Raw genomic sequence first — 20,724 nt, forward strand, 5'->3', positions numbered from 1 at the left:
CTGGCCCGTTTTCAATTCAAGTAGAGTGCAAAAAATTATCGTATATAGTATGTGTGACACATACCTTCTTATGCCTTATGGATCCATCCCCATTTCTATCCAAAATAAGAATTTAGTGCAACTCATTTCTTATTTCAGTATACATTGATATCTGCAGCCAAATTGACAGTTAAATCGGTGTTGTTTCCTTCGATGTTCTTCACGAGACGATATTGTCCTGGTTGAAGATTCTGGGGGAATAGAACTTGTTCCTTGAATGATTCACCAGGTTTTACATGTATCGCAATAGCAGGTACTGCAAGTTCATTAGGTGTCATTTTCCATCCGGCAGACTCTTTTCGATAGATGCTGTATCCATAACCTAGATTCAAATCAGTTGGTCCGGCGTTATATATTGATAGTTCTGTCCTCTCTGTATTTTTTGTTGGTTGTTTTACGGTAAGACGAGCGTTGAGTTCATTCGGTGGTACAAAAATGGGAGTTATCAGTGTGTCCTCTATAACACCCTTTGGAGAGACAATTTCTATGCTGAGGAGGTAGTTTGTGTTCGGCTGTTCCGGGATTTTGTAAGAAAAATCAAGACGTCCATCAACCGTATTTTTGATATCAGCAACATACTCTGTAATCAGTTGAAGTCTTTTTCCGTCTATATCCCTACTTGTAATTTGAAAACGCACCGACCGCCCTTCTGGAACCTGACCTAAAGCCGCTCCTACCTCATTACCTGCCCTCGTTTCATCAGAAGTGTAGGAAGTGATGAGGTTGAATTCGTTCTCCCCTCCAAACCATTTTCCTGATATAGGATGGTAATCGTTAGCGGCAGATAATGCTTGTTCCCGAGGGAGCTTGGCAGAAACCTTTATCTTATCCGGATAGCCCACAGTATCTGTTAATTGAACGATAGCCGTATCAATGACTACTGGCGGAGTACTCTCAAAATCCGAGCTTGTTTTGCTTTGACATCCTGACAAAATGATACCGAATGTAATAATCACAAGAATCTTTCGCAAGAAAATCACCCCTTACTCTATAGACGACTCATTAATCAAATGGTTGCTGTCATGACAATATCAGTTGATGCTGTCTTAAAAGGAGATATAAATCAAAAAGAAATTGTCTTAAAACGAGACATTGATGCGATGCATGGGTGGGTCACATTAGATTTTCCTATGAGGGATAATGTGATTTTATGCGAATTAAGAGAAAGCAAGGTCAGATCTGGGAGTATTAATGAAAGCTTTTAGATACCGCTGCAAACGAACGCAAAGAAGGCTCAAAGTTCGGACTTTATGCATGAGGAATGGTACAATGTGAAAGCAAGCAGAAATAAACAAGAGCGGAAGGATGTTGCTAATGAATGAAGCGTATCAGGAATATATCGTAATCTCGGCCGCGAGGGAGAACAATCTAAAGAACGTATCCCTGCGCATTCCCAAGCGGAAGATCACGATTTTCACCGGGGTATCCGGATCCGGCAAGTCATCGATCGTCTTCGATACGATTGCCGCCGAATCCACACGTTTGCTGAATGAGAATTTCAGCATGTTTGTGCGTAATTTCCTGCCGCGCTATCCGCAGCCCGATGCAGATGCCATCGAGAACCTGAGCATGGCTGTTATTGTCGATCAGAAGCGGCTGGGCGGCGGTTCCCATTCTACGATGGGCACGATTACCGATATCTCTCCCATTCTACGTCTTCTCTTCTCCCGAGCGGGCCAGCCCTATGTTGGAGAAGGGCACATGTTCTCGTTTAACGATCCGCAGGGCATGTGTCCCGAATGTAACGGGATTGGCCGCAAATTAGGTGTTGACATGAGCAAGGCGGTAGACATGTCAAAGTCATTGAATGAAGGGGCAATTATGCTGCCGGACTATTCGGTGAATGGATGGGATTGGAACATGATCGTGCAGTCAGGACCCTTTGATCCGGATAAGAAGCTAAGCGAATATTCGGATGAGGATTTGGAGCAGCTGTTGTATGGAAAGGCAAGAAAAGTGAAAATGGATTTCGCCGGCAAGGCAACGAACATTACAGTGGAAGGCGCTATCGAAAAGTTCACCAACAAATACATCAAGCAGGATGTGAAGACGAAGTCCGAGCGTACGCAAAAAGCTGTCGCGCCTTACATTTCCGAGGGTCCCTGCTCCAGCTGCCGCGGCGCGAGACTCAGTCAGGCCGCGCTCAACTGCAGGATCAATGGACTCAACATTGCGGAGATGTCCTCCATTGAGGTTGGCCAGCTTATTCGCATCATTCGGGAGATTGACGATCCCGCAGCTGCGCCGATGGTCAAATCGCTGACGGAGCGGCTGCAGCATCTGGTGGATATCGGACTTGACTACTTGACGCTGGACCGGGAGACAGATACATTGTCCGGCGGCGAGTCGCAACGCGTCAAGATGGTGAAGCACCTGAGCGGCAGTCTGGTGGATGTCACTTACATCTTCGATGAGCCCAGCGTTGGTCTGCACCCCCGTGATGTTCACCGGTTAAATGAATTGCTCGAGAAGCTGCGCGACAAGGGCAATACCGTAATTGTCGTTGAGCATGATCCCGATGTGATCAAGGTGGCGGATCATATCATCGACGTCGGGCCTTACGCGGGAAGCCGCGGCGGTACGATCGTGTATGAAGGCAGCTATCAAGGCCTGCTTGAGGCAGATACATTGACAGGTAACCATATGAAGCGGCCGCTTCAACTGAAGAACGATTGCAGGCAGCCGACTGGCAAGCTGTCGATCAAGGATGCCACACTGCACAACCTGCAAAACGTAAGTGTAGATATTCCAACCGGCGTGCTGACGGTCGTTACCGGTGTCGCCGGCTCGGGCAAGAGTACGCTCATTAACGAAGTATTCCTCAGCCAGCAACCGGATGCGATCGTCATCGATCAATCGGCAGTAGGGGTATCAACCCGCTCGAATCCCGCGACCTACACAGGCATTATGGATGATGTGCGCAAGGCGTTTGCTTCCGCGAACAAGGTGAACCAGGGCTTGTTCAGCTTTAACTCCAAGGGGGCTTGCGAGAACTGCCAAGGGCTGGGCGTTGTATATACCGATCTTGCATTCCTCGAAAGTGTAAAGCTGCCATGCGAAGTATGCGGCGGCAGACGTTTCAAGGAAGAGGTGCTTGCGTACAAACTGAACGGCAAGTCCATAGCAGAAGTGCTGGAGATGACGGTCGAGCAGTCGTTGGAGTTTTTCCAGCTGAAAGAAGTTGTGCGCAAGCTTCAGGCGATGAGTGATGTAGGGCTGAACTATATTACACTCGGCCAGCCGCTCAGCACGCTCTCGGGCGGGGAATGCCAGCGCATCAAGCTGGCAAGCGAGCTGCACAAGAACGGCAGCATCTACGTGATGGATGAGCCAACGACCGGACTTCATATGTCAGATATCGGCCACTTGCTGGAGATTATGAACCGCCTTGTGGATGCCGGCAATACGGTAATCGTCATTGAGCATAACCTTGAGGTGATCAGCCAAGCGGATTGGATTATCGATATGGGGCCGGACGGGGGAAGTAAGGGCGGCCAGGTGGTATTTGAAGGGACACCTTCGCAGATCATCCATGCGGCGCAGTCAATCACGGGAAGATATTTGAAGTAAAGCATCATAGGGCTGTAGCGAATGAATGGAGTTCATTTGCACTACTGATTTTACGAACGAAAAGACGACCTTCTCCCAATATGGGATGAGGGTCGTCTTTTATATTTGCTGTGTAGCCTTGCTTAACCGGAGTTTGTCAAAAATCCCTCAACTGGTCGGTCAGCTCCCAGAGCGCATGTTCATTAATCTCAATCCGCTCCTCTTTCCATTCCTGCACAAGGGAGGAAACGAGCGGTGAAATTGCTTCGAAAATCTCTTCGCGTTCTTCTGTGTAAATAAAAACTTTGCGCTTGTCCAGCTTGTTAAAGCCTTCGATATACGTTGTGAGCATTTGTTCCAAATGCTGCTGCGCGCTTTCGGCGGTGAACTCCCCCGCTTTTGCCTGAGCCGAAAGCTCCCGAAGCTGTCCGCGTATTTGCTTGTACAGTGCAGCAGCCTTTTTCGCTTGTGCTGCTGTAATGCCTTCCCGGCCGTCCCATGACCGAAACGGGTTGTCCAGATTGTCTGCGAGCCATTCCGGTTTGCGCGGCTGGCGAATGGACAGATCGAGCCCTTGCTTGGCTGCTTGCTTATAAGCTTGCTTGACCGCCTTCGCAGCATCCTCTGGCAGGCTGGTCATCCATAATGTTTGCAGTTCAGGCAGCTGCGCGGGTTGTGGAAACTGCTCGCCTGTAAACCCGAACATATCCATCGTTGTAAACATCCGCAGATGTGTCAGTCTGGAAAGCTGGTCCATTCCATGGACACAGCCCGGCTTGCCCCACAGACGCAAACTGTGCAGCGAAGGGAAGTGATTGATCAAACATCCCAAATCGATCTCTGCGACAGAGAAGAGCTCCAGTTCTTCCAGATGCGGAATCCCTTGCAACAGCCCGTATGATGGCACCGTGCCGCCATTCAGCCGCAGCGTGATGCCGCATCCTTCCTGACCGTGCTGGAAGTGTACTTTGTGCTGCAAGCTTCCGCTCAGCGTCAGCTGGTCCATCCCATCCGGCAATAGCAGCTTGCGGACGTTTTGCACGTTGATGGTCAGTTCCGTGATGGGCGAATGCTGCAAATCGATCTGTTCCACCGCGGTTTCCAGCGCCAATTCCAGCTTGTTAATAAAAGGATGCGATGTAAGATAGGACTCCAGCGCTTCATTCCAAGCTGGAGTCGTTAACGTGCTCAGACATGACAGGCGGTCCAATCCGGTGTAATCGTTAATATCCGGGACCTGATCAAGAGAGAGCGATCGGGTGTTCCAAGGAAGCATAACGCCTCCTACTTCCACTAGCTCGCTTATGTCCGCACCGCTGGCCATTTTGAACGGTTCCCGCCTATGTGTGGAGATGCTCTCCCATTGCAGCTGCCGGTACAAGCGATATCCGCGGGACCACCCGCCATAGGTTCGCGATTCGTCCTCTACAAGGACGGGGAGATTACTGATATAGGTATAATCGGAAGGGATCGGCCCCTCGCTTATCGTATGGTCAAAATGGTCTCGCCAATAATAGAAGTTGACCACAAGCGGCTTGACTTGCTGCAGATCTTCGATGGCAGGAAGCTCGCTTCCAGTCCAATGCAGTGTCAGTGCGGCGTAGCTGTCAGGCCGATTCGCTTTGTCTGCTTGCGCCATATGCGTAATTTGGCAGGCGCCATATGCGCCCAGCTGCTCATCCCAAAAGCAGTATATATCACCTGGTTGTACTGTCATGTCACACTCCTCCCGACCACTGTACGGCATCCGTCCCAAGTTGGTCATCTCTTCCATTAATTTGACACGTCCATTGTATAAGAATGATAGAATTCGAGTCAATAAGGCTCAGATTATTATATCAATCATTTCGAATTCCATTTACAATAAAGAGAGATTTACTGATTTCCATAAGCAGACTTCAGAACCTGCATGGCAACCGTTTCGAACCCTACTACGAAGGAGACAATAATGAATTTACCAAACAAGCCATTCAAACTTCTTACACTTGCAGAATGTAGTGTTATAGCAGCTCTCACCCCATTTTTTGATTTCAGTGAAGGGTATTGTGAATATAATGATGATGCGCTCTTTCTGGTATGTGAAGGAGATGCTTATATTGAGAGTCATCTACATTTGGATACGGACATGTTGCAGCAATTTATGCGAAATCCTCCTGCCGCCAATGCTGGCTTTATAGAAGGTATGTTGGTTACTGGCAGCCTTAGCGTGCAAGGCAGCATCATTAATGAGGAGGGCGATTATGGTCCGTGCCTGTATGTGGGCGGCACAGTTCATTGCCAAAGTTTTTTGGAAGGCGGCTCTCTTGTATTCGTTAATGGCGATATTACAGCAAAGGAAGCGGTATTGTGTCATTACAATCACGGTACGCTTCGCTGCAACGGCACTGTAAAGGCGCCCGTGTTTATCATTTTCGACCATTATACTTATGCAAATAACCATGAAGCATCCTTGTTTTATTACAACGACAAAACGGGTGACTGTCAGTCTGAAATTGACTGGCTTTGCCCACCCCAACTAACAGATTTGTTGGATAACCCTGTTCATAATTTTGAGCATCTAATTTTTGACCTGGCAGCAGGGGAATTTGTATTAAAAACTTCTCCGCAACAAGAAAAAAACGAAGAGTACTGGTTCGAAAAAATCCGTAAGAGTTGGCAGAACATGGAGCGCCTTCCCGAAGCGTTTAAAACAAACGAACTTTTTCTGAAAGCATTTGATTTATACGGAGCAATAACCTTTAATTATTTTCCGCATCAGTTTATCACCGCCGAATTATGTGCAAAGGCTGTAATGCCGAATACGGAGACAAAAGGAAGAAATACGGGGGTTAATATCCAGTATATTCCTGAGTCATTTATTACTTCAGAGCTTTGTTATTTAGCGGCGCGTTATGTTACATACATTAGGTTTATCCCTTCCCATCTGTTGAATGAAGCCCTGGTAGAAGAGATAATCCGTTACAATCCGGGATCTATGGAAGATGTTCCTGAACAATATCTTACCGAACAACTGCTGGTCGTTTACGTTCAAACGAGCAAGGGCTTATGGCTGGACAAATACTGCCGCAAGGCTGGTGTAGAAAAAGACACCGTGCTGTTTAAAGCCCTCGAAGGCGGTGTGGCATATATGGAAAATGTATGGGGCTGGCATTTTTCAGCCGCTACGTATGCTTGCGCGCAGCAATTGTACGACAATGACAAACACCAGGCAGAATGGCGCCAATACACCGAACAGTTTAAAAAGAAGATAGAAAGGATTGCAACAAAAAACTGAAGGCCAATAAGGTGGGCCGAGATGATGGAGTGGAAAATATGGAACATAAAAAATTAATCAGCGAATTCAAGAAAGAGATTAATAAAATAAAAAAAGAAACGATTAGTGAAGATAATATTAGTGAATGGTACGATCTAATAAAAGAAAGTATACAAAATGATATTAAAGACGGTTGCAAAGATACTATTGCTAGAAATCTAACTCTTGGAATAGGTGTACATGCCGGAGAATATCCTAAACATCTAATTTTAAATAATGAAAAAGAAGGATGGAAATATATCACTCGGTTTCTTTTGTGGGAAGAACATATTCTACAGAAACTTTTTGATTATAAAGAAGTTACTCCTAGAACGATAGGGTGTATGATAGGCTTATCGGTAATATGGGAAATGACTGATTTGGCGAAACTTTCCAGAGAATATTTTCAATTTTTATTTGAAAGCGATAAAGATAAATACGCTCAAAAAGAAACTCATCATTTGTTTATGGCACTTTTATATGATTTATACCATACTGAAAAAATAAATCAGGAACTGTATGCAATATTACCGGAGCAAAATGTGTATAAGAAACTTCTTGACAATTGGTATACCACAGATGAAAAACTGTTGGGAAATTTGCTTTTTGAAATTTGCGATTTTCATATTTATAGTTCGTTGGATCTGAAAAATAAATTTTCTGAAATCCTATCCATGAATTATATACCTTATGATGTTCGGCTCATCGAAAAAATAAGACAAGATCAAGGATTAATAGCTTTTCAAATCGAACATCCTTTGCTAGAAACCCAACTCGCTAATATTCCTGAAGATAAATATGAATGGGATTTGTCAAAAGATGAAGTGTATCAATATTTATCAAGAAGAGAATAGAAATTAAATAAAGGAAGGAATCGCTGTCTATGATCATCGCTGTCGATGTGTATTATGAGGAATTTAAAGCGAAATCAGTGGGGGTTATTTTTCAATGTTGGGAAGATTCTAAACCACTCGAAGTCATCACATCTTATACGGAAAACCCTCACGAATACGAAGCGGGTTTTTTCTATAAACGAGAGCTCCCTTGCATACAGGAACTGTTGAAACTTACGGATATAAAACAAATACATACTATAGTTGTGGATGGCTATGTGTACTTAAACAATGAGAAAAAACCCGGGCTCGGACATTATGTGTACACAAATTTTTCAGGGAAAATTCCAGTGATCGGTGTTGCAAAAACTGCCTTTCACGACAACGAAGCCTTTGTCAAAAAGATTTACCGAGGCAACAGCTCCAAGCCTTTGTATATAACCTCTGTGGGCATGGAGCTAACAGTCGCTGCCGAGTACATACAGAGTATGTATGGAGAATACCGATTTCCGCATCTGCTAAAATTGCTTGATAAGCAAACGAAGGAAGCCCGGCTATAATCAACAGGGGGGATTTATGTTGTTTTGGAAGAAAGAAACGCAACTTGAGCAAATAAAAAACAAACTCGAGAAGGCCATGCGCAAAGATACGGCTTTTTTGGTGTTTGGAGCATCCTCACACAAATACAGAGTTGATGATAAGCTTACAGCAAAAGAGCTTACGGAATGGCAAACAAAGAATCAGGTCACGCTCCCGGAGCCTTATACGCAGTTTTTAACGAAAGTCGGTAATGGAGGCGCCGGGCCGTATTACGGGATTTATTCGCTTAAAAAGGCAACTTCCTATACTGATAAAAATGCACTCGCTACAAAATGCGTTCTGCACCCCAGAATGACAAAAGAGGAATGGAACCAACTTACCGAGCCCCTGATCAGTGACGAGGACATCTCCGACCTGAAATACGACGCAGCTCGTAATAGGGTGATGGGCGGCATGCTGTGCATTGGCACACAAGGCTGCGAATACGATATGTATCTCGTACTTGAAGGTAAACATAGGGGGAAAATCGTGTACACTTCAGATTTTTATCCCGATCATCCCTTTTTCTTTGTCTATGAAGACAACTTTCTGGACTGGTATGAGCGCTGGCTGGACGAAATTATTCTGGATTATGATATCGCGTGGTTTGGCAGCAGAATGCCGGGCGAATAGAATGCGTTGATACAGGTTTATCAAAACGCCCCAAACGAAGAAATCAAATCAAAAGCGCTTGAAGGAATGTTCAAGTTTAAAAAAATCTCGCAGCCAACCATTGATTTTTTAAAAAGTGTTGCGGAGCAAAGACAAAATGATCGAACAGCTAATCTGCAAAACCTCTGTTGACGTGGGAAGAGACTATCTTCTTGACCCGCCGCGGCTGGACAGACGAGGCGGCGAGCACCGGCTTACCGCTGCCAGCTCCTGCAGCGACGTTTCGGGTTACTCCCGGCGCAGCCGGACGGACGGGGCGGCGAGCGCCGGCTTACCGCTGCCAGCTCCTGCAGCACTCCCGCTTCGGGTAGCTCTCGCCGCAGTCGGATGCACGGGGCGGCGAGTGCCGGCGTAGCCGATCGGCCCGTGAGCGCCCCGCTCCGGGTTGCTCACGCCGCGGCTGGACAGGGCGGCCCCGCGCCGGCGTAGCGCGTTCGGTGTCCAAACAAAATTAAGTTGTAGACTGAGAAAATATAGTGTTAGACTGCCGGTGCTTCGTTAAGCTAAACGGGCGGAATTGTTTAAATTTACCATCGTTCGTTAAACTAAAGTTGTATTCGGGGTCCCGCCAACATTTTAACGAAAATATACGCTAGGCATTCCACCAAAACAAGGGAGGTGGGGAAAACTTGGAAAAGGAGAAGCAGGCTCTGGAAAAAAACAAAACGGTATATAAAACAGGCGAGATCATAACGACGAAAGTATACAAGGTCAACCCAGAGCAGAAAGAGGAACTCGATCGTCTGTCAGCTGAGAAGCTTGAAAAGTTACGCGAGGAGGCAATACCCAAGATCCGCGAGCGGTACGAGCAGCTGGTCAAGCTCCGGCGACAACAGCAACCAAAAGGCGACGGACAGCCTCCAGCGAAAAAATGACGGACGGTCGTCTTTTTTTAACGAATGGAGAAATAAGAAAATGCAAATTAATGAAGAGGTGCAAGCAAATGAGAAGTTGGAAGACATCATTCGTATATGTAATATTTAAGTACCAGTAAGTGATATCTATAAGGCCATTGAGTGGTATGAAACAAATTTAGGATGCAAATTCACTGGCGATAAGACGGAACCTGATATGACTGGTGCATTCTTGGATTTTCCCGATCAAAATGTACCAACCCTATTCCTTCACAAATCGGACGAAGAAGGCGGTCGAATACGCTTTTCATGGTCAGAGGACAACGGAAAACCCCATGCAGTGGTGTGTTTCGTTACTCCACGTATCCAAGAGCTCCTCGAACGTTTCAAAGAAAACGGGGTGAATAATATAGGGCAGCGGCAAACATGTGGTCCAAACATAACTTTCTCTGATCCTGACGGTAATTTGTGGGAGGTTTGGCAACCGTAAAAATATAGATCCTAAACTAAACGGAAAACGAGAGCTAAATAAGACTATTGGGGGCTGCCGCGGCGATCGAACGCCAGCCTTGTTCCGCTAACTGGCAGGTTAATATAACAAAAGCTCGAATATAATCAATACCGATACACGCGTAAAGGAGTAGTGGTCATGTTCGAGGCTTGTGGTTGCAAAATTATCAGAACAAATGAACTTGTGGATTAACACGTTTTTTCCAAAACTAGAACCATTCTATATTGATGGTGACAATGATCTTCTAGATCAACTCAATTCATTGGGCATCCAGGTTTATTCTAGGGCACAGTTCACTGAAGTAGCCGATCAGTTTATTGGTGAATATGGTGCCAACTACCGCCACTGGGGAGTTCCTTCAACAGCGTCAATTGTATACTTCGAAATAGATACTTTGAATGATCGGGCGCTTCAGGCAAAACTCTTTGAACATCAGACCAGGCTAGGGCGTGGGCAAATTTTCACATTTGATTGGGTGAGGGATATAAGTGCCGACTGGCTTGAGCTCCTTATGGCAACTCACAGAGCAGGTGACGACAGTATCATTCTTACACATGGTGCCTGGATGCTGCTCTCGCATCTCCTTTCAAATTATATTAAAAGGAGTTGTCGGGATGAATTATCGAATTGAGAAACGGGATGCTTTTCAAGTTTTTTGGATTAGAGGATATATACAATATCGACAATATTGCGAACCAACAAGGAGTATCGATCCCGGAGGTTTGGCAAAACATATGCAAGAATGGCGAGTTGACAAATTACGCCAGTCGGTAATTGGAGATTGGTGGCGCGAAGGCAATTTCAGCAAGGAGCTTGGAGCAGTTTTTGCATACGATTCCTACAAATTCACAAGCAATACCACTTTCCCTTATCTTATCGGGTGTTACAAATCGGAGAATAGCAAGGTCGATGGATATACCGTTGTTGATGTTCCGGCATCTACTTGGGCGGCAGGTTTGTATCCATAGAAATTACTTAGAAATTAGCCGATTCCCGTATTACCATAGCAGAATCATGCCTTTTACTCGAATGTAGAGATATCCGAGTTTGCATCCGAAAAAACCTGAAAAATGAGCTTCGGGATCAATCCTGCTAGGTTTTACCTTTTCCGACTGCTACTGGTCTCCACTTCCTGCTATCAAAAATTTTAAACACAAGATCCTGAGCCACATATATTGTGTGCGGGATCCTTTTTAGATGCTCATTGTCGATGCTCTCTTGGAGTAACTCTTATTTTAGTGTAAAATGTACTCACCTTTATAAGGAGGGGACTTCTGAGATGAACTCAACGATTTTACATATTGAAGATGATCAAGAAATTGGATCATGGGTCAGTGATTTTTTAACCGAACGGGGTTATGAAGTCATATGGTTGAATTCCGGACAAAATGCAATGGAGCATATGGTGCAAGCCGATATCGTCATTTTAGACATCATGCTGCCTGGGTTAGATGGGTATACCATCGGACAGCGTCTTAAACAAAAGTACCCCGAAAAACCAATCATGATGCTGACAGCCAGAACCTCCATTGAGGATAAACTACAGGGACTTTCTTTTGCGGATGACTATATGACAAAGCCGTATCATCCCGACGAACTAGAAGCGCGGATTCAAATTCTGCTCCGGCGCTCAGGCGTTGTCTCTACCGATCTTATGCAGTTGGGACATTTGAATATTGATCGAAAAGCCAACCGCATTTTGAATACAGAAACGAATACGGAGATTGTCCTGACCGGTAAACAGTTTCATATCTTTATGTATCTTCTCGATCACCCCAATCAGATTTTGACACAAAGGCAAATATATGAAGCAGTGTGGGAAGAACCCTATATCAAAGGGGATCGAACCCTTATGGTGCATATCCGTCATTTGCGTGAAAAAATAGAGCTTGATCCCAGTCATCCGCAGATAATCGAGACGATTCGCGGCATCGGCTATAGGTTGAAATTATGAATATTCGAAGATCGCTCCTCTCCAAATATCTGATACTGATCCTCGCATCTATACTCATGTGGCCTATTTTGCCGGCTCTCTACTATTTGCCTGGTATTTTGCTTAAACAAAATGCGATATATGAGCCACTGGAAATAGAAAAAATGTGGGAACATACAGCTGAACAACTAAATGAAGCTGATCAGCATACAATCAATGAAAAGCTGGGTAAGATACAAGAACATTATCCGAAATCCAAGCTGTTTTGGGTCGACAAAGCGGGGAAAACCCATGCGATCTATAAGCGTATCACAGAAATTCCCGATCAGTGGACACCCTCTAACCTCATCAACTATCTTGATAGGAATAAGGAACAAGACCTATTCACTGTGACAGCTGTGATGGGTACAGACGGGAAACAAGGATTTATGGTATTTCATATCCCAAAATCCACTACGACGCTCGCAATTAAGCCGGTAAATGGGGATCTCTTTTTAATCCTCATTATTTCTGTCGCAGGTGTTTCGATCGTGACGGTATCCTTATTGTTCTTCTTAAGCATTCGCAAAAGGCTTGTAAAACTTCAAACTGCAATGTCAGATACCGGAAATAACGGGATTCTGGATGAGGTCTCAGTCAATAACAGCGATGAGATTGGACAGTTGGAAAAATCCTTTAACCGGATGGTGACCCAATTGAAAAGCAGTAGAGCGCGGGAGAAGGAGGAAGAGAATCTTCGAAAACAATGGATCGCCAACATATCTCACGATCTACGCACACCATTGACCGTCATTCAACAGCATGCCTACACTGTTCAGAGTAATCCATCATCACCCAGAGCAACAAAGTCAATGCAAATCATTATCAACAAACTCAATGATGTTGGAAAATTACTTGAAAACCTGCTTACCTATACATTGCTTTCAGCGGGAAAACACCCAATAAAACGGGAAATTATCGATGTTATAGAGGAATTACACCATGCCGCTGTTGAATGGTATCCTGTCTTAGAAAAAGAAGGATTTCGAGTGGATATAGATTTGCCGGATCAAGCGTTAAATTGGAATGTCGATCCATTATGGTTGCGATGCATTCTGGATAACCTGGTGCAAAACGTGATCAGGTATGCCAAATCCGGTCAATACATAGGGATTGGTTTCGTTGAACGGAATGGCATAATGCGCCTGCTCATTGAAGATAAAGGAGAAGGGATAAAGCACGACACAGAAGTGAAAGGGGCCGGTATTGGTCTGTCAATTGTCTCCTTCATGACGAAAGAAATGGACATCAATTGGGAGATATCCAGCTCTCCCAATGGGATAATCCATTATTTAAGCCAGAATTTAAACGAAATTTAAACTTCCGGTCACCTCAATTTCCCATTTAACAAGTAAAGTGGGATTTGAGGTGATTTTATTTAGGAAGGGTATGAGAAAGGGCCGACGTATTTACTCTGAGGAAATGAGGAATGTGAATGCCGAGATTAAGCCAATTTCAACTATTGGAAAGAAGTAAAGATAACCGAACACCAACCGAGCGGCCGAGCTCACGATGGATGAAGATGCGTAGAACCTGCGGTTATGGCGCCGCCATAGCGGTGACGCCATATCTGCTGATCAAAATCGCTTGGACTTTCGGTCTATTCATTCCTACCGATCAAATGGGCAACGACAGTTGGCGCGCGATCAACGCGACAACCATGGTTATTGCCGCGATCGGCATCTTACTGGCGATGGCGTTCTGCAGGCCGTGGGGTGAGCGGCTGCCTGCGTGGTTAGTTGCCTTGCCCGTATGGGTGGGCACCGGTCTGCTCGTTCCCACGTTGTTGCTGGCACCGGTGCTCGGTCCCGCAGCCTTGACCCGGGACAAGGAGGCAGGTGCCGCCGACTTCTGGGCCTACGAGCAGCTATTTGTCATAGTTTCACTGGTCGGAGTCGGCATCTGCTTGCCGCTCGCCTTAGCGGGCTACGCCAAGGCACGGTGGCCGGAGGCGTTGGGCGGTCCGATCGACTGTGGGGAGCTACCGGGACACACCCGTCAACTGCAGATAACCTTGGCCAGGCTCGTCGCGGCCGGCTGCATTCTACTCGGCATCATCAAGGTGTTCTGGGCAGCGGGCGGTACACTTGGTATCGACTCGGCCGAATTGGATAACCGCGATGTGTGGTGGTACCTGCTATCGTTGAGTACCGGCGTATGGGCCTTGGCGGGGGCATGGGGCCTGCTGGTGCTGACCATCCGGCGTGGGTCGCGGAGGTTTCTCCCCCCTATGGCGGCAGCATGGATATCATCGGGAATGCTTTTCTCCCACAACACCTACAACCTCTTGACAGCGATTCGCCCCGATGCGCAGCCCAACCCGGAATACCCGCTGACACGGGTGCTGACTACGGAGGCTGGCATCGTCCTGGGCATCATGATGGGGATGATCATCTTGCTGGTGCTGCATGACCGTCGGCGAGCCCTACACGGCAATCTTGATAAGTAGAGATAAGAAATTTTGGGTCGTATACTTAGCTCCGGTGAATTCGGTCAGTAGGATTAATCTCCCATGAGTGCTTCCCAAAAGGGAGCGACAATCTGTGATGCACCGTGGTTGTTGGAGTCAGATTAAAGGATGGGCTCATAGGCACCATAGTTGATCGCCCTTCCTCTCCCAGCCGTAGTAGCAGTATTGACGCATTGCACCCATTTTCATCATCTGTGGTGCAGCGCGTGCGCTGCATGGATGACTAAAGGACAGAATTGCCTTTATGATCATGAACGCAAACGACCTTGAATTACCGAAGGGTCAATTTGATGGCCCCCCTGAAAGAAAATGGACCGAAATTCATGAAGGTCAAGCACGCGGTCTGCTGATTTTCTCGGCGGGTCGCTTTCTTAACCTTCATTTAACCTCCCTTTATTTATAGTGAGAGCATCATTCATTTCGCAGGAGGGTTAAGGAACAAAGATGACAAAAAAAATATCGGTTTTGCTTATGATGATCGTAATTACGACTGGGATTTGGACCGGTTTTCAACAAATGCGGCCGCCATCGCCGCCCTCTGAATCCCATCCCGATTATCCGGCGTATCAACAAATGCTTGCCAATCTGAAGGCAATGACCGTCGCGCCGCACCCGGTCGGTTCCAAGGAGCTTGATGAGGTGCGGTCTTATTTATTGGAGCAAATCCGCGGAATGGGCTTGGAAGCAGCTGTCGAACGCGAAGTATACACTGCCGCGGACATTGAGGCCGAGAATCGTGACCAGAAAAGTCCACCGAAAGAAAAAGTCCAGAATATCCAACTTTCAGGTGATCAGGCAGGCGAAAGAAGAGACTTCGTAACGGACCCTAAATCAAACGGATTCGTGTTAAACAATGGATGGGTGAAGCTGGATGCCCCCAATACGGATCGCGGCATGTTGATGCTGGCCCACTACGACAGCGATAAAAACGCTCCCGGCGCGGCTGACGATATGGTTTCCGTATGCGCGTTGCTGGAAGCATTGCGCGTTCAAGCAAAAAATCCCGAGCTGCGCAATGACCTTTATATTTTGTTTACGGATGGAGAAGAGGAATCTGCGCTGGGCGCGAAGGCTTTTATAAAGGCGCATCCGGAATTTCAAAGCAAGATCGATCTTGTCATTAACTTCGATGCACGCGGGAATCGCGGCGGACTGCTTATGTTTGAAACGTCTACTCCGAACTATGATCTGGTACGGCATTTTCAATCCGCAAGCTCACGCCCTGTGTCTTATTCGTTCTTAACCGGGCTTTACCGCAAAATGCCGAACGGCACGGATTTGACCTCTTTTTTGGATGCGGGATATCCAGGGCTTAATTTTGCAGTGGCGGAGGGCGTAGAGCATTATCACCGGTCTTCGGACAACTTTGAAAATTTGGACCGCGGCACCGCGTATAACTTTATGCAAATCGCCATGGAAATGTCCGACTATGCCGGGCAAATGCAATTTCAGGACAGCGGTTCAAACCGGGATAGTGTTTTTTTTACATTACTGCCCGGCTATCTGGTTGTAATGAGCGACATTATGGCCTATTTCCTGTCAGTATTTGTTGTGTTGGCTTCATTAGGCTGGCTGATGTTTCAGATTCGGCTTGGCAGAATTCATCTTCGCCAAATCGTCAGCGGCACGGGATGGCTGCTTGGTACGATGGCCGCGGTGAGCTTACTGAGCTGGGGCGTCGTCTCGTTATTCACTCAAATGATGCATTTGAGCGACTCAACGAACAATGACAGGGTTTTTCTTTCCATAGCCGTAGCCCATGGATTTGGAGTTCTCGCATTATGGACCTTCCGGATGAGAAAACAAACGCTTGCCGAGGCGGTTGCCGGTTTGTTGCCGCTTCAAGTGCTGCTCATAATTGGAACCACGTTCCTTTTCTATGAGATCAGTTATTTATTCACGTTATCGACACTTGGAATGCTGATTGTCGCCATCTTGGATCGGTATCCGATTGGCCGAATGATCGCATCGGCTGTGCTTGGCATGGGAATATTGCTGCTGTACGTGCCGTTATGTTGGCTGGTCTATGTGATGCTTATGATGCCTGTAACGCCAGTTGTTGCTGCTTTGAGTGTAATTCCGGTTTCTATTCTTGCAGCTTTTTTTGCAACACCGTATAGGCTATCCGCCACGCGCTCCTTGTACGGGAACATTAATCTATCTTAAGCGATTCCAAGGAGATGATAGAAAGGCTGGAAAATACGGTAAGTCCACTAGTGCGCCCTAAAATTTCGCCGTTAGAGTGGTACGGGGAACCTTACCACAAGTGAAGCGAAAAATAATCATTAGCTTGCTCCCCATCCTGTCACATTATAAATCGCTTAATTGTCTTGAATATAAAGACAGGAAAGAGGTGTTTCAGATGACAGCGAAGTATGATGTGGTGATTGTTGGCGGAGGAATCGCTGGTTTGGTGGCTGCACTTTATCTAGCGAAAGAGGGCAAAAGTGTCGCAGTTCTGGAGAGTCAGGGGCAAATGGGCGGAAGAGCGATCACCAACAAGAAGGAGGGGGTGCGGTTTAATTTAGGCTCGCATGCTTTATATTTTGGCGAAGCCTATGCTATTTTCCAAGAGCTTAAGCTCATGTCGGATCTTTTCAAGAAAGTTGATGAGTTCACTCCGTATGGAATATGGAAAGAGAAGGTGTACCCCTTTCCCGCAGGCATCGGCTCATTATTAAAGTCCCCCTTGTTATCACTCTCGGACAAAGTCAAGTTTGGAGCCATCCTCATGAAAATCCTCAAATTAGACACGGCTTCGATTCCCTATATGAGTTTACGTTCTTGGATGGAGGAAAATGTGGAAAGCCCTATGATCCGCAATCTGTTATACGTCCTCGCTCGGGGGGGAACGTATGTGCAAGCCCCTGATTTGCAAGTAGCCGGTCCTCTCTTCAAACAAATGCAACGTTCGATTAAAGGCGTGTATTATGTGAAAAAAGGATGGGGCTCTCTAGTTGATCATTTATGCGAGGAAGCGCTCCGTTTAGGTGTAACCTTGTTGCCCCTTAAAAAGGTAAGATCCGTTGAACACCGTAATGGACAAGTGCAACATGTTCAATGTGCGGATGGAGAAACGGTCGATACATCGCATGTAATTTTGACGACTTCGCTGAAAATTGCCAAAAAATTGATCCCACAAGCTGAACATACTTCGCTCAAGGTCTGGGAACAACAAGCGATTCCGATTACAGCCGCATGTCTGGATATCGGATTACGAAACCTCCCAAATCCCAAATATCAATTTGTTTACGGTTGATCAACCGATTCTTATGGTTAACGCTTCACGGGTCAAAGGATTGGAATTAAGTGATGATGGCGATATACAGTTGTTCCAGATGATTAAATTTCAAGGACTAAGTAGCGATGCGCAGGAAGATCGTAAACAATTGGAGCGAGCGATGGACCTCGTTCAACCGAACTGGCGGCGGCAAGTGGTTACCGAGCAATATCTCCCCAAAATGACGGTCGTTCACGATTTCATGCATATGAAACGGACGGAAAACCCGGGACCTGCCGTTCCGGAAATTAGGGGCTTATACGTAGCCGGAGATTGGGCATCGCATGGCGAATATTTAGTAGATGGAGCGGCAGCGAGCGCCAAGCGAGCTGCATGCCATATCCTCTCCCGCGAACCAATGTGGGTATAGAAGGGACCTCTTAGGGACACGGAAAAAATGTATCAAACCTACAGGCCTTTATTGTTTTCACTTTCCTATAGAATGCTTGGAAGCGTAATGGATGCCGAAGATATCGTACAAGAAGCATTTTTAACTTTCGATCAACTGCCCCCAGAAACGAATGTTCGCAACGAAAGAGCTTATCTGTGCAAAATCGTCACGAATCGTTGTTTGAATCTGCTGCAATCCTCCGCCAAACAGCGGGAGGTATATGTAGGGACTTGGTTGCCTGATCCCTTAGTGCAGGCGGAGAATTTCAACCTGAATCCTTCCGAGATCTATCAACGGAAAGAAACGATTTCAACGGCTTATCTATTGCTATTGCAACAATTGAGTGCGGTCGAGAGAGCGGTGTTTCTTCTGAAAGAAATTTTTCAATACCCATACGACGAGATTGGAGAAATCATCGGGAAGAGCACCTTCAACTGTCGGCAAATCTTCCATCGGGCGAAAAAGAGCATTCATCATAAATCACCAAAACATTCCACGAAATCCGTCCCAGACTCTCAGGTGCAGTTATTTCTTCACTCACTGCTAGAGGGTGATATGGAAAGCTTAATGAAGCTGTTAACCACAGACGTTGTCCATTATACAGATGGAGGGGGCAAGGCCCAAGCTGTACAATACCCGGTAATGGGGATCGTGAATGTGATTCGGTTTTACAGAGAGTGGACGGACTGGTTCAAACAGCCCGATAGCCGATTCTCCTATTCAATTACCGATGTGAATGGAAGAACAGGATTTGTATTAACGGTAGATAACCGTGTTGCCTACGTGTACTCGTTCGAATTCAGAAGTGATCGCATACAATCGATCTATGTCGTCGCGAACCCGGATAAACTCAAACATGTCAATCCCACGTTGTCATAGACCATTTCATGAATAGGAAGGTGTAGAGGATGAGAATCGTCGAGTTGTTGCTCAGAACCCGCATGTTGGCGGAAATGAAGGAGTTTTACGCAAATAGGCTTGGCTTCTTGGTAGAATTTCAAACCAAGAATTCGTTCACGGTTCGTGCGGGGGAAACCTCTCTATCTTTTGTTCGCGATGACGGGGACGTTCGCCCCCATTATCATTTCGCCTTGAACATTCCCGAGAACCAGATTGTTGACGCTAAGGAATGGCTTCTTCGACAGGGCTGCCCGCTGCTGGATGCTGCGCCTATGGAGTTTCTGGGTATTTATGCTAGCGAAGACATCGCTTTCTTCAAGGGGACGAATGCGCATGCGATCTATTTCGAGGATCCTTCGGGAAATCTGGTGGAACTTATCGCGAGACATTCCATGAAAAATTCCACAACAGAACCGTTTCATATTTCATCGATAATAAATATTAGCGAGATCGGTTTTCCACTGCGTAATAGTGTGCCCGAAGCCATTCAAGAATTAGGATCACGGATTGACGTTAAACCCTATGTTGGAGATAGAAGCTCGTTTCAAATGTTAGGTGATGATCAGGGTATGTTCATCCTGGGAGATATTGAGATCGGTTGGTACCCGACCCGAAGACCTCCGGAAATCCATCCCATTCATATGACGGTTGTAGGTGCTCGAAATGAGAGGTTTCAGCTCGAGCCCTATCCTTATTTTATTCAGATTATTTCGTCTTCGAATGCGGGGGATTAGACGTATGGAACAAAGGACAGACACAAGCATCACATCCTGATCGAGAGCTGTTATATACGAGATTCAGCTTTCGTTTGCTGAACTGGATATTCACACTCGGGATCGGATTTCAAGTGTTCTTAGCTGGTTACGCTTTGTTCGTAGATTCGAAGCAATGGGGGACGCATGCCAACTTCGCGGGTATTTTCGCATTCATTCCTTTCGTATTGCTCATCCTCTCGTTTCCGGCTCAGTTCCCTAGGAGGATAACGTGAAGTTGTCCTTTTCAAAGTGCAGCTTAACAGGTTCATGATTCTCCAGTTCATATGTAAACGTATAAGGGAGAAGGTGCTGCTCATATAACTGCTGAAGCACTTGGAGGCTAATGTCCGCAATCAAGGGTTTGGTCGTTCGGGCAACTAATTCTTCGAGTGTTAGCGTCATAAAATCATGTCTCCTTGCACAAAAAGCCCTGATGTGTCCACATCAGAGCCGCCTTGTTAAGCTGATGGGTAGCAAAAAACAGTCGGTAAATACGGAGATTATGGTCCCCCCGGCCCATTTCCAAGACGATTCCCCCATTTTTAACAACGCTAAAAGTTTAAGTGGTCTTAGAGAATCTAATGCGTTATATAGAAAGCTGTCGGAAGGGGAAAAATAGTCATTCCT

Annotated in this window: 22 protein-coding genes; 19 read left to right on the top strand and 3 right to left on the bottom strand. The window is 46.2% G+C overall.

All coding sequences use genetic code 11. The annotated features are described in order from the left end of the window. Window positions 1-134 precede the first annotated feature (134 nt). A complete protein-coding gene (locus tag ACFQ0N_RS33915; protein WP_379334543.1) occupies window positions 135-1,010 on the bottom strand; it encodes an immunoglobulin-like domain-containing protein in 876 nt (291 codons plus the stop codon). A gap of 343 nt (window positions 1,011-1,353) precedes the next feature. On the opposite strand from ACFQ0N_RS33915, the gene ACFQ0N_RS33920 reads away from it, so the two are divergent. Next, window positions 1,354-3,609: an ATP-binding cassette domain-containing protein gene (locus ACFQ0N_RS33920; protein ID WP_379334544.1), complete on the top strand. Its 2,256-nt coding sequence runs from the start codon at window positions 1,354-1,356 to the stop codon at window positions 3,607-3,609. A 136-nt stretch (window positions 3,610-3,745) separates the two neighbouring features. Here the strand turns inward: ACFQ0N_RS33920 and ACFQ0N_RS33925 are convergent, their stop codons facing one another. Then, a complete protein-coding gene (locus ACFQ0N_RS33925; protein WP_379334545.1) occupies window positions 3,746-5,305 on the bottom strand; it encodes a hypothetical protein in 1,560 nt (519 codons plus the stop codon). Window positions 5,306-5,536: 231 nt separating this feature from the next. Between ACFQ0N_RS33925 and ACFQ0N_RS33930 the strand changes: the two genes are divergently transcribed. The 18 genes from ACFQ0N_RS33930 (at window position 5,537) to ACFQ0N_RS34015 (ending at window position 20,330) form a co-directional block, all read left to right on the top strand. Next, the gene (locus ACFQ0N_RS33930; RefSeq protein ID WP_379334546.1) at window positions 5,537-6,862 is read left to right on the top strand and encodes a polymer-forming cytoskeletal protein; all 1,326 of its coding nucleotides are present in this window, start codon (window positions 5,537-5,539) and stop codon (window positions 6,860-6,862) included. A gap of 38 nt (window positions 6,863-6,900) precedes the next feature. Further along, window positions 6,901-7,734 (top strand): hypothetical protein, encoded by an 834-nt coding sequence (locus ACFQ0N_RS33935; protein ID WP_379334547.1) that lies wholly within the window; start codon window positions 6,901-6,903, stop codon window positions 7,732-7,734. Between the two features lie 29 nt (window positions 7,735-7,763). Next, window positions 7,764-8,273, top strand: coding sequence for an endonuclease V (locus tag ACFQ0N_RS33940; RefSeq protein ID WP_379334548.1), 510 nt, complete (start codon window positions 7,764-7,766; stop codon window positions 8,271-8,273). Window positions 8,274-8,289: 16 nt separating this feature from the next. Continuing rightward, window positions 8,290-8,925 carry an SMI1/KNR4 family protein gene (locus tag ACFQ0N_RS33945; protein WP_379334549.1) on the top strand — a complete coding sequence of 212 codons (636 nt, stop codon included), beginning with the start codon at window positions 8,290-8,292 and terminating at the stop codon, window positions 8,923-8,925. 136 nt (window positions 8,926-9,061) lie between these two features. Continuing rightward, window positions 9,062-9,319 carry a hypothetical protein gene (locus ACFQ0N_RS33950; RefSeq protein ID WP_379334550.1) on the top strand — a complete coding sequence of 86 codons (258 nt, stop codon included), beginning with the start codon at window positions 9,062-9,064 and terminating at the stop codon, window positions 9,317-9,319. 274 nt (window positions 9,320-9,593) lie between these two features. Then, a complete protein-coding gene (locus tag ACFQ0N_RS33955) occupies window positions 9,594-9,839 on the top strand; it encodes a hypothetical protein (protein WP_379334551.1) in 246 nt (81 codons plus the stop codon). Window positions 9,840-9,963: 124 nt separating this feature from the next. Next, window positions 9,964-10,308, top strand: a complete 345-nt coding sequence (locus ACFQ0N_RS33960; protein WP_379334587.1) for a VOC family protein — start codon at window positions 9,964-9,966, stop codon at window positions 10,306-10,308. A 172-nt stretch (window positions 10,309-10,480) separates the two neighbouring features. Then, window positions 10,481-10,960, top strand: coding sequence for a hypothetical protein (locus tag ACFQ0N_RS33965; protein ID WP_379334552.1), 480 nt, complete (start codon window positions 10,481-10,483; stop codon window positions 10,958-10,960). Beyond that, window positions 10,944-11,297: a hypothetical protein gene (locus ACFQ0N_RS33970; protein ID WP_379334553.1), complete on the top strand. Its 354-nt coding sequence runs from the start codon at window positions 10,944-10,946 to the stop codon at window positions 11,295-11,297. The genes ACFQ0N_RS33965 and ACFQ0N_RS33970 overlap by 17 nt, the downstream gene beginning before the upstream one ends. 311 nt (window positions 11,298-11,608) lie before the next feature. After that, window positions 11,609-12,283 (top strand): response regulator transcription factor, encoded by a 675-nt coding sequence (locus tag ACFQ0N_RS33975; RefSeq protein WP_379334554.1) that lies wholly within the window; start codon window positions 11,609-11,611, stop codon window positions 12,281-12,283. Continuing rightward, window positions 12,280-13,620 carry a HAMP domain-containing sensor histidine kinase gene (locus ACFQ0N_RS33980; protein ID WP_379334555.1) on the top strand — a complete coding sequence of 447 codons (1,341 nt, stop codon included), beginning with the start codon at window positions 12,280-12,282 and terminating at the stop codon, window positions 13,618-13,620. The genes ACFQ0N_RS33975 and ACFQ0N_RS33980 overlap by 4 nt, the downstream gene beginning before the upstream one ends. Window positions 13,621-13,823: 203 nt before the next feature. Continuing rightward, on the top strand, window positions 13,824-14,750 hold the full coding sequence (locus ACFQ0N_RS33985; RefSeq protein ID WP_379334588.1) for a hypothetical protein: 927 nt from the start codon (window positions 13,824-13,826) through the stop codon (window positions 14,748-14,750). A gap of 465 nt (window positions 14,751-15,215) precedes the next feature. Continuing rightward, the gene (locus ACFQ0N_RS33990; protein WP_379334556.1) at window positions 15,216-16,937 is read left to right on the top strand and encodes a M20/M25/M40 family metallo-hydrolase; all 1,722 of its coding nucleotides are present in this window, start codon (window positions 15,216-15,218) and stop codon (window positions 16,935-16,937) included. A gap of 196 nt (window positions 16,938-17,133) precedes the next feature. Beyond that, a complete protein-coding gene (locus tag ACFQ0N_RS33995) occupies window positions 17,134-18,030 on the top strand; it encodes a phytoene desaturase family protein (RefSeq protein WP_379334557.1) in 897 nt (298 codons plus the stop codon). A gap of 40 nt (window positions 18,031-18,070) precedes the next feature. Further along, window positions 18,071-18,421 carry an FAD-dependent oxidoreductase gene (locus ACFQ0N_RS34000; protein ID WP_379334558.1) on the top strand — a complete coding sequence of 117 codons (351 nt, stop codon included), beginning with the start codon at window positions 18,071-18,073 and terminating at the stop codon, window positions 18,419-18,421. Window positions 18,422-18,448: 27 nt separating this feature from the next. Continuing rightward, on the top strand, window positions 18,449-19,321 hold the full coding sequence (locus ACFQ0N_RS34005) for an RNA polymerase sigma-70 factor (protein ID WP_379334559.1): 873 nt from the start codon (window positions 18,449-18,451) through the stop codon (window positions 19,319-19,321). A 29-nt stretch (window positions 19,322-19,350) separates the two neighbouring features. Continuing rightward, complete coding sequence (locus ACFQ0N_RS34010) at window positions 19,351-20,076, top strand: VOC family protein (RefSeq protein WP_379334560.1); 726 nt, start codon at window positions 19,351-19,353, stop codon at window positions 20,074-20,076. 113 nt (window positions 20,077-20,189) lie between these two features. Continuing rightward, window positions 20,190-20,330 carry a DUF6220 domain-containing protein gene (locus ACFQ0N_RS34015; RefSeq protein ID WP_379334589.1) on the top strand — a complete coding sequence of 47 codons (141 nt, stop codon included), beginning with the start codon at window positions 20,190-20,192 and terminating at the stop codon, window positions 20,328-20,330. Here the strand turns inward: ACFQ0N_RS34015 and ACFQ0N_RS34020 are convergent. After that, a complete protein-coding gene (locus ACFQ0N_RS34020) occupies window positions 20,314-20,499 on the bottom strand; it encodes a hypothetical protein (RefSeq protein ID WP_379334561.1) in 186 nt (61 codons plus the stop codon). The two genes, ACFQ0N_RS34015 and ACFQ0N_RS34020, sit on opposite strands and share 17 nt — an antisense overlap. Between the last annotated feature and the right edge of the window lie 225 nt (window positions 20,500-20,724).

The sequence above is a fragment of the Paenibacillus sp. GCM10027626 genome (assembly GCF_042676285.1).
GTDB lineage: Bacteria > Bacillota > Bacilli > Paenibacillales > Paenibacillaceae > Paenibacillus_Z.

Bases quoted from the DNA above. Each gene is read 5' to 3' on its own strand.
- ACFQ0N_RS33920 (WP_379334544.1), top strand. From the start codon at position 1,354: ATGAATGAAGCGTATCAGGAATATATCGTAATCTCGGCCGCGAGGGAG.
- ACFQ0N_RS33925 (WP_379334545.1), bottom strand. From the start codon at position 5,305: ATGACAGTACAACCAGGTGATATATACTGCTTTTGGGATGAGCAGCTG.
- ACFQ0N_RS33930 (WP_379334546.1), top strand. From the start codon at position 5,537: ATGAATTTACCAAACAAGCCATTCAAACTTCTTACACTTGCAGAATGT.
- ACFQ0N_RS33935 (WP_379334547.1), top strand. From the start codon at position 6,901: ATGGAACATAAAAAATTAATCAGCGAATTCAAGAAAGAGATTAATAAA.
- ACFQ0N_RS33940 (WP_379334548.1), top strand. From the start codon at position 7,764: ATGATCATCGCTGTCGATGTGTATTATGAGGAATTTAAAGCGAAATCA.
- ACFQ0N_RS33945 (WP_379334549.1), top strand. From the start codon at position 8,290: ATGTTGTTTTGGAAGAAAGAAACGCAACTTGAGCAAATAAAAAACAAA.
- ACFQ0N_RS33950 (WP_379334550.1), top strand. From the start codon at position 9,062: ATGATCGAACAGCTAATCTGCAAAACCTCTGTTGACGTGGGAAGAGAC.
- ACFQ0N_RS33970 (WP_379334553.1), top strand. From the start codon at position 10,944: ATGAATTATCGAATTGAGAAACGGGATGCTTTTCAAGTTTTTTGGATT.
- ACFQ0N_RS33975 (WP_379334554.1), top strand. From the start codon at position 11,609: ATGAACTCAACGATTTTACATATTGAAGATGATCAAGAAATTGGATCA.
- ACFQ0N_RS33980 (WP_379334555.1), top strand. From the start codon at position 12,280: ATGAATATTCGAAGATCGCTCCTCTCCAAATATCTGATACTGATCCTC.
- ACFQ0N_RS33985 (WP_379334588.1), top strand. From the start codon at position 13,824: ATGCGTAGAACCTGCGGTTATGGCGCCGCCATAGCGGTGACGCCATAT.
- ACFQ0N_RS33990 (WP_379334556.1), top strand. From the start codon at position 15,216: ATGACAAAAAAAATATCGGTTTTGCTTATGATGATCGTAATTACGACT.
- ACFQ0N_RS33995 (WP_379334557.1), top strand. From the start codon at position 17,134: ATGACAGCGAAGTATGATGTGGTGATTGTTGGCGGAGGAATCGCTGGT.
- ACFQ0N_RS34005 (WP_379334559.1), top strand. From the start codon at position 18,449: ATGTATCAAACCTACAGGCCTTTATTGTTTTCACTTTCCTATAGAATG.
- ACFQ0N_RS34010 (WP_379334560.1), top strand. From the start codon at position 19,351: ATGAGAATCGTCGAGTTGTTGCTCAGAACCCGCATGTTGGCGGAAATG.
- ACFQ0N_RS34020 (WP_379334561.1), bottom strand. From the start codon at position 20,499: ATGACGCTAACACTCGAAGAATTAGTTGCCCGAACGACCAAACCCTTG.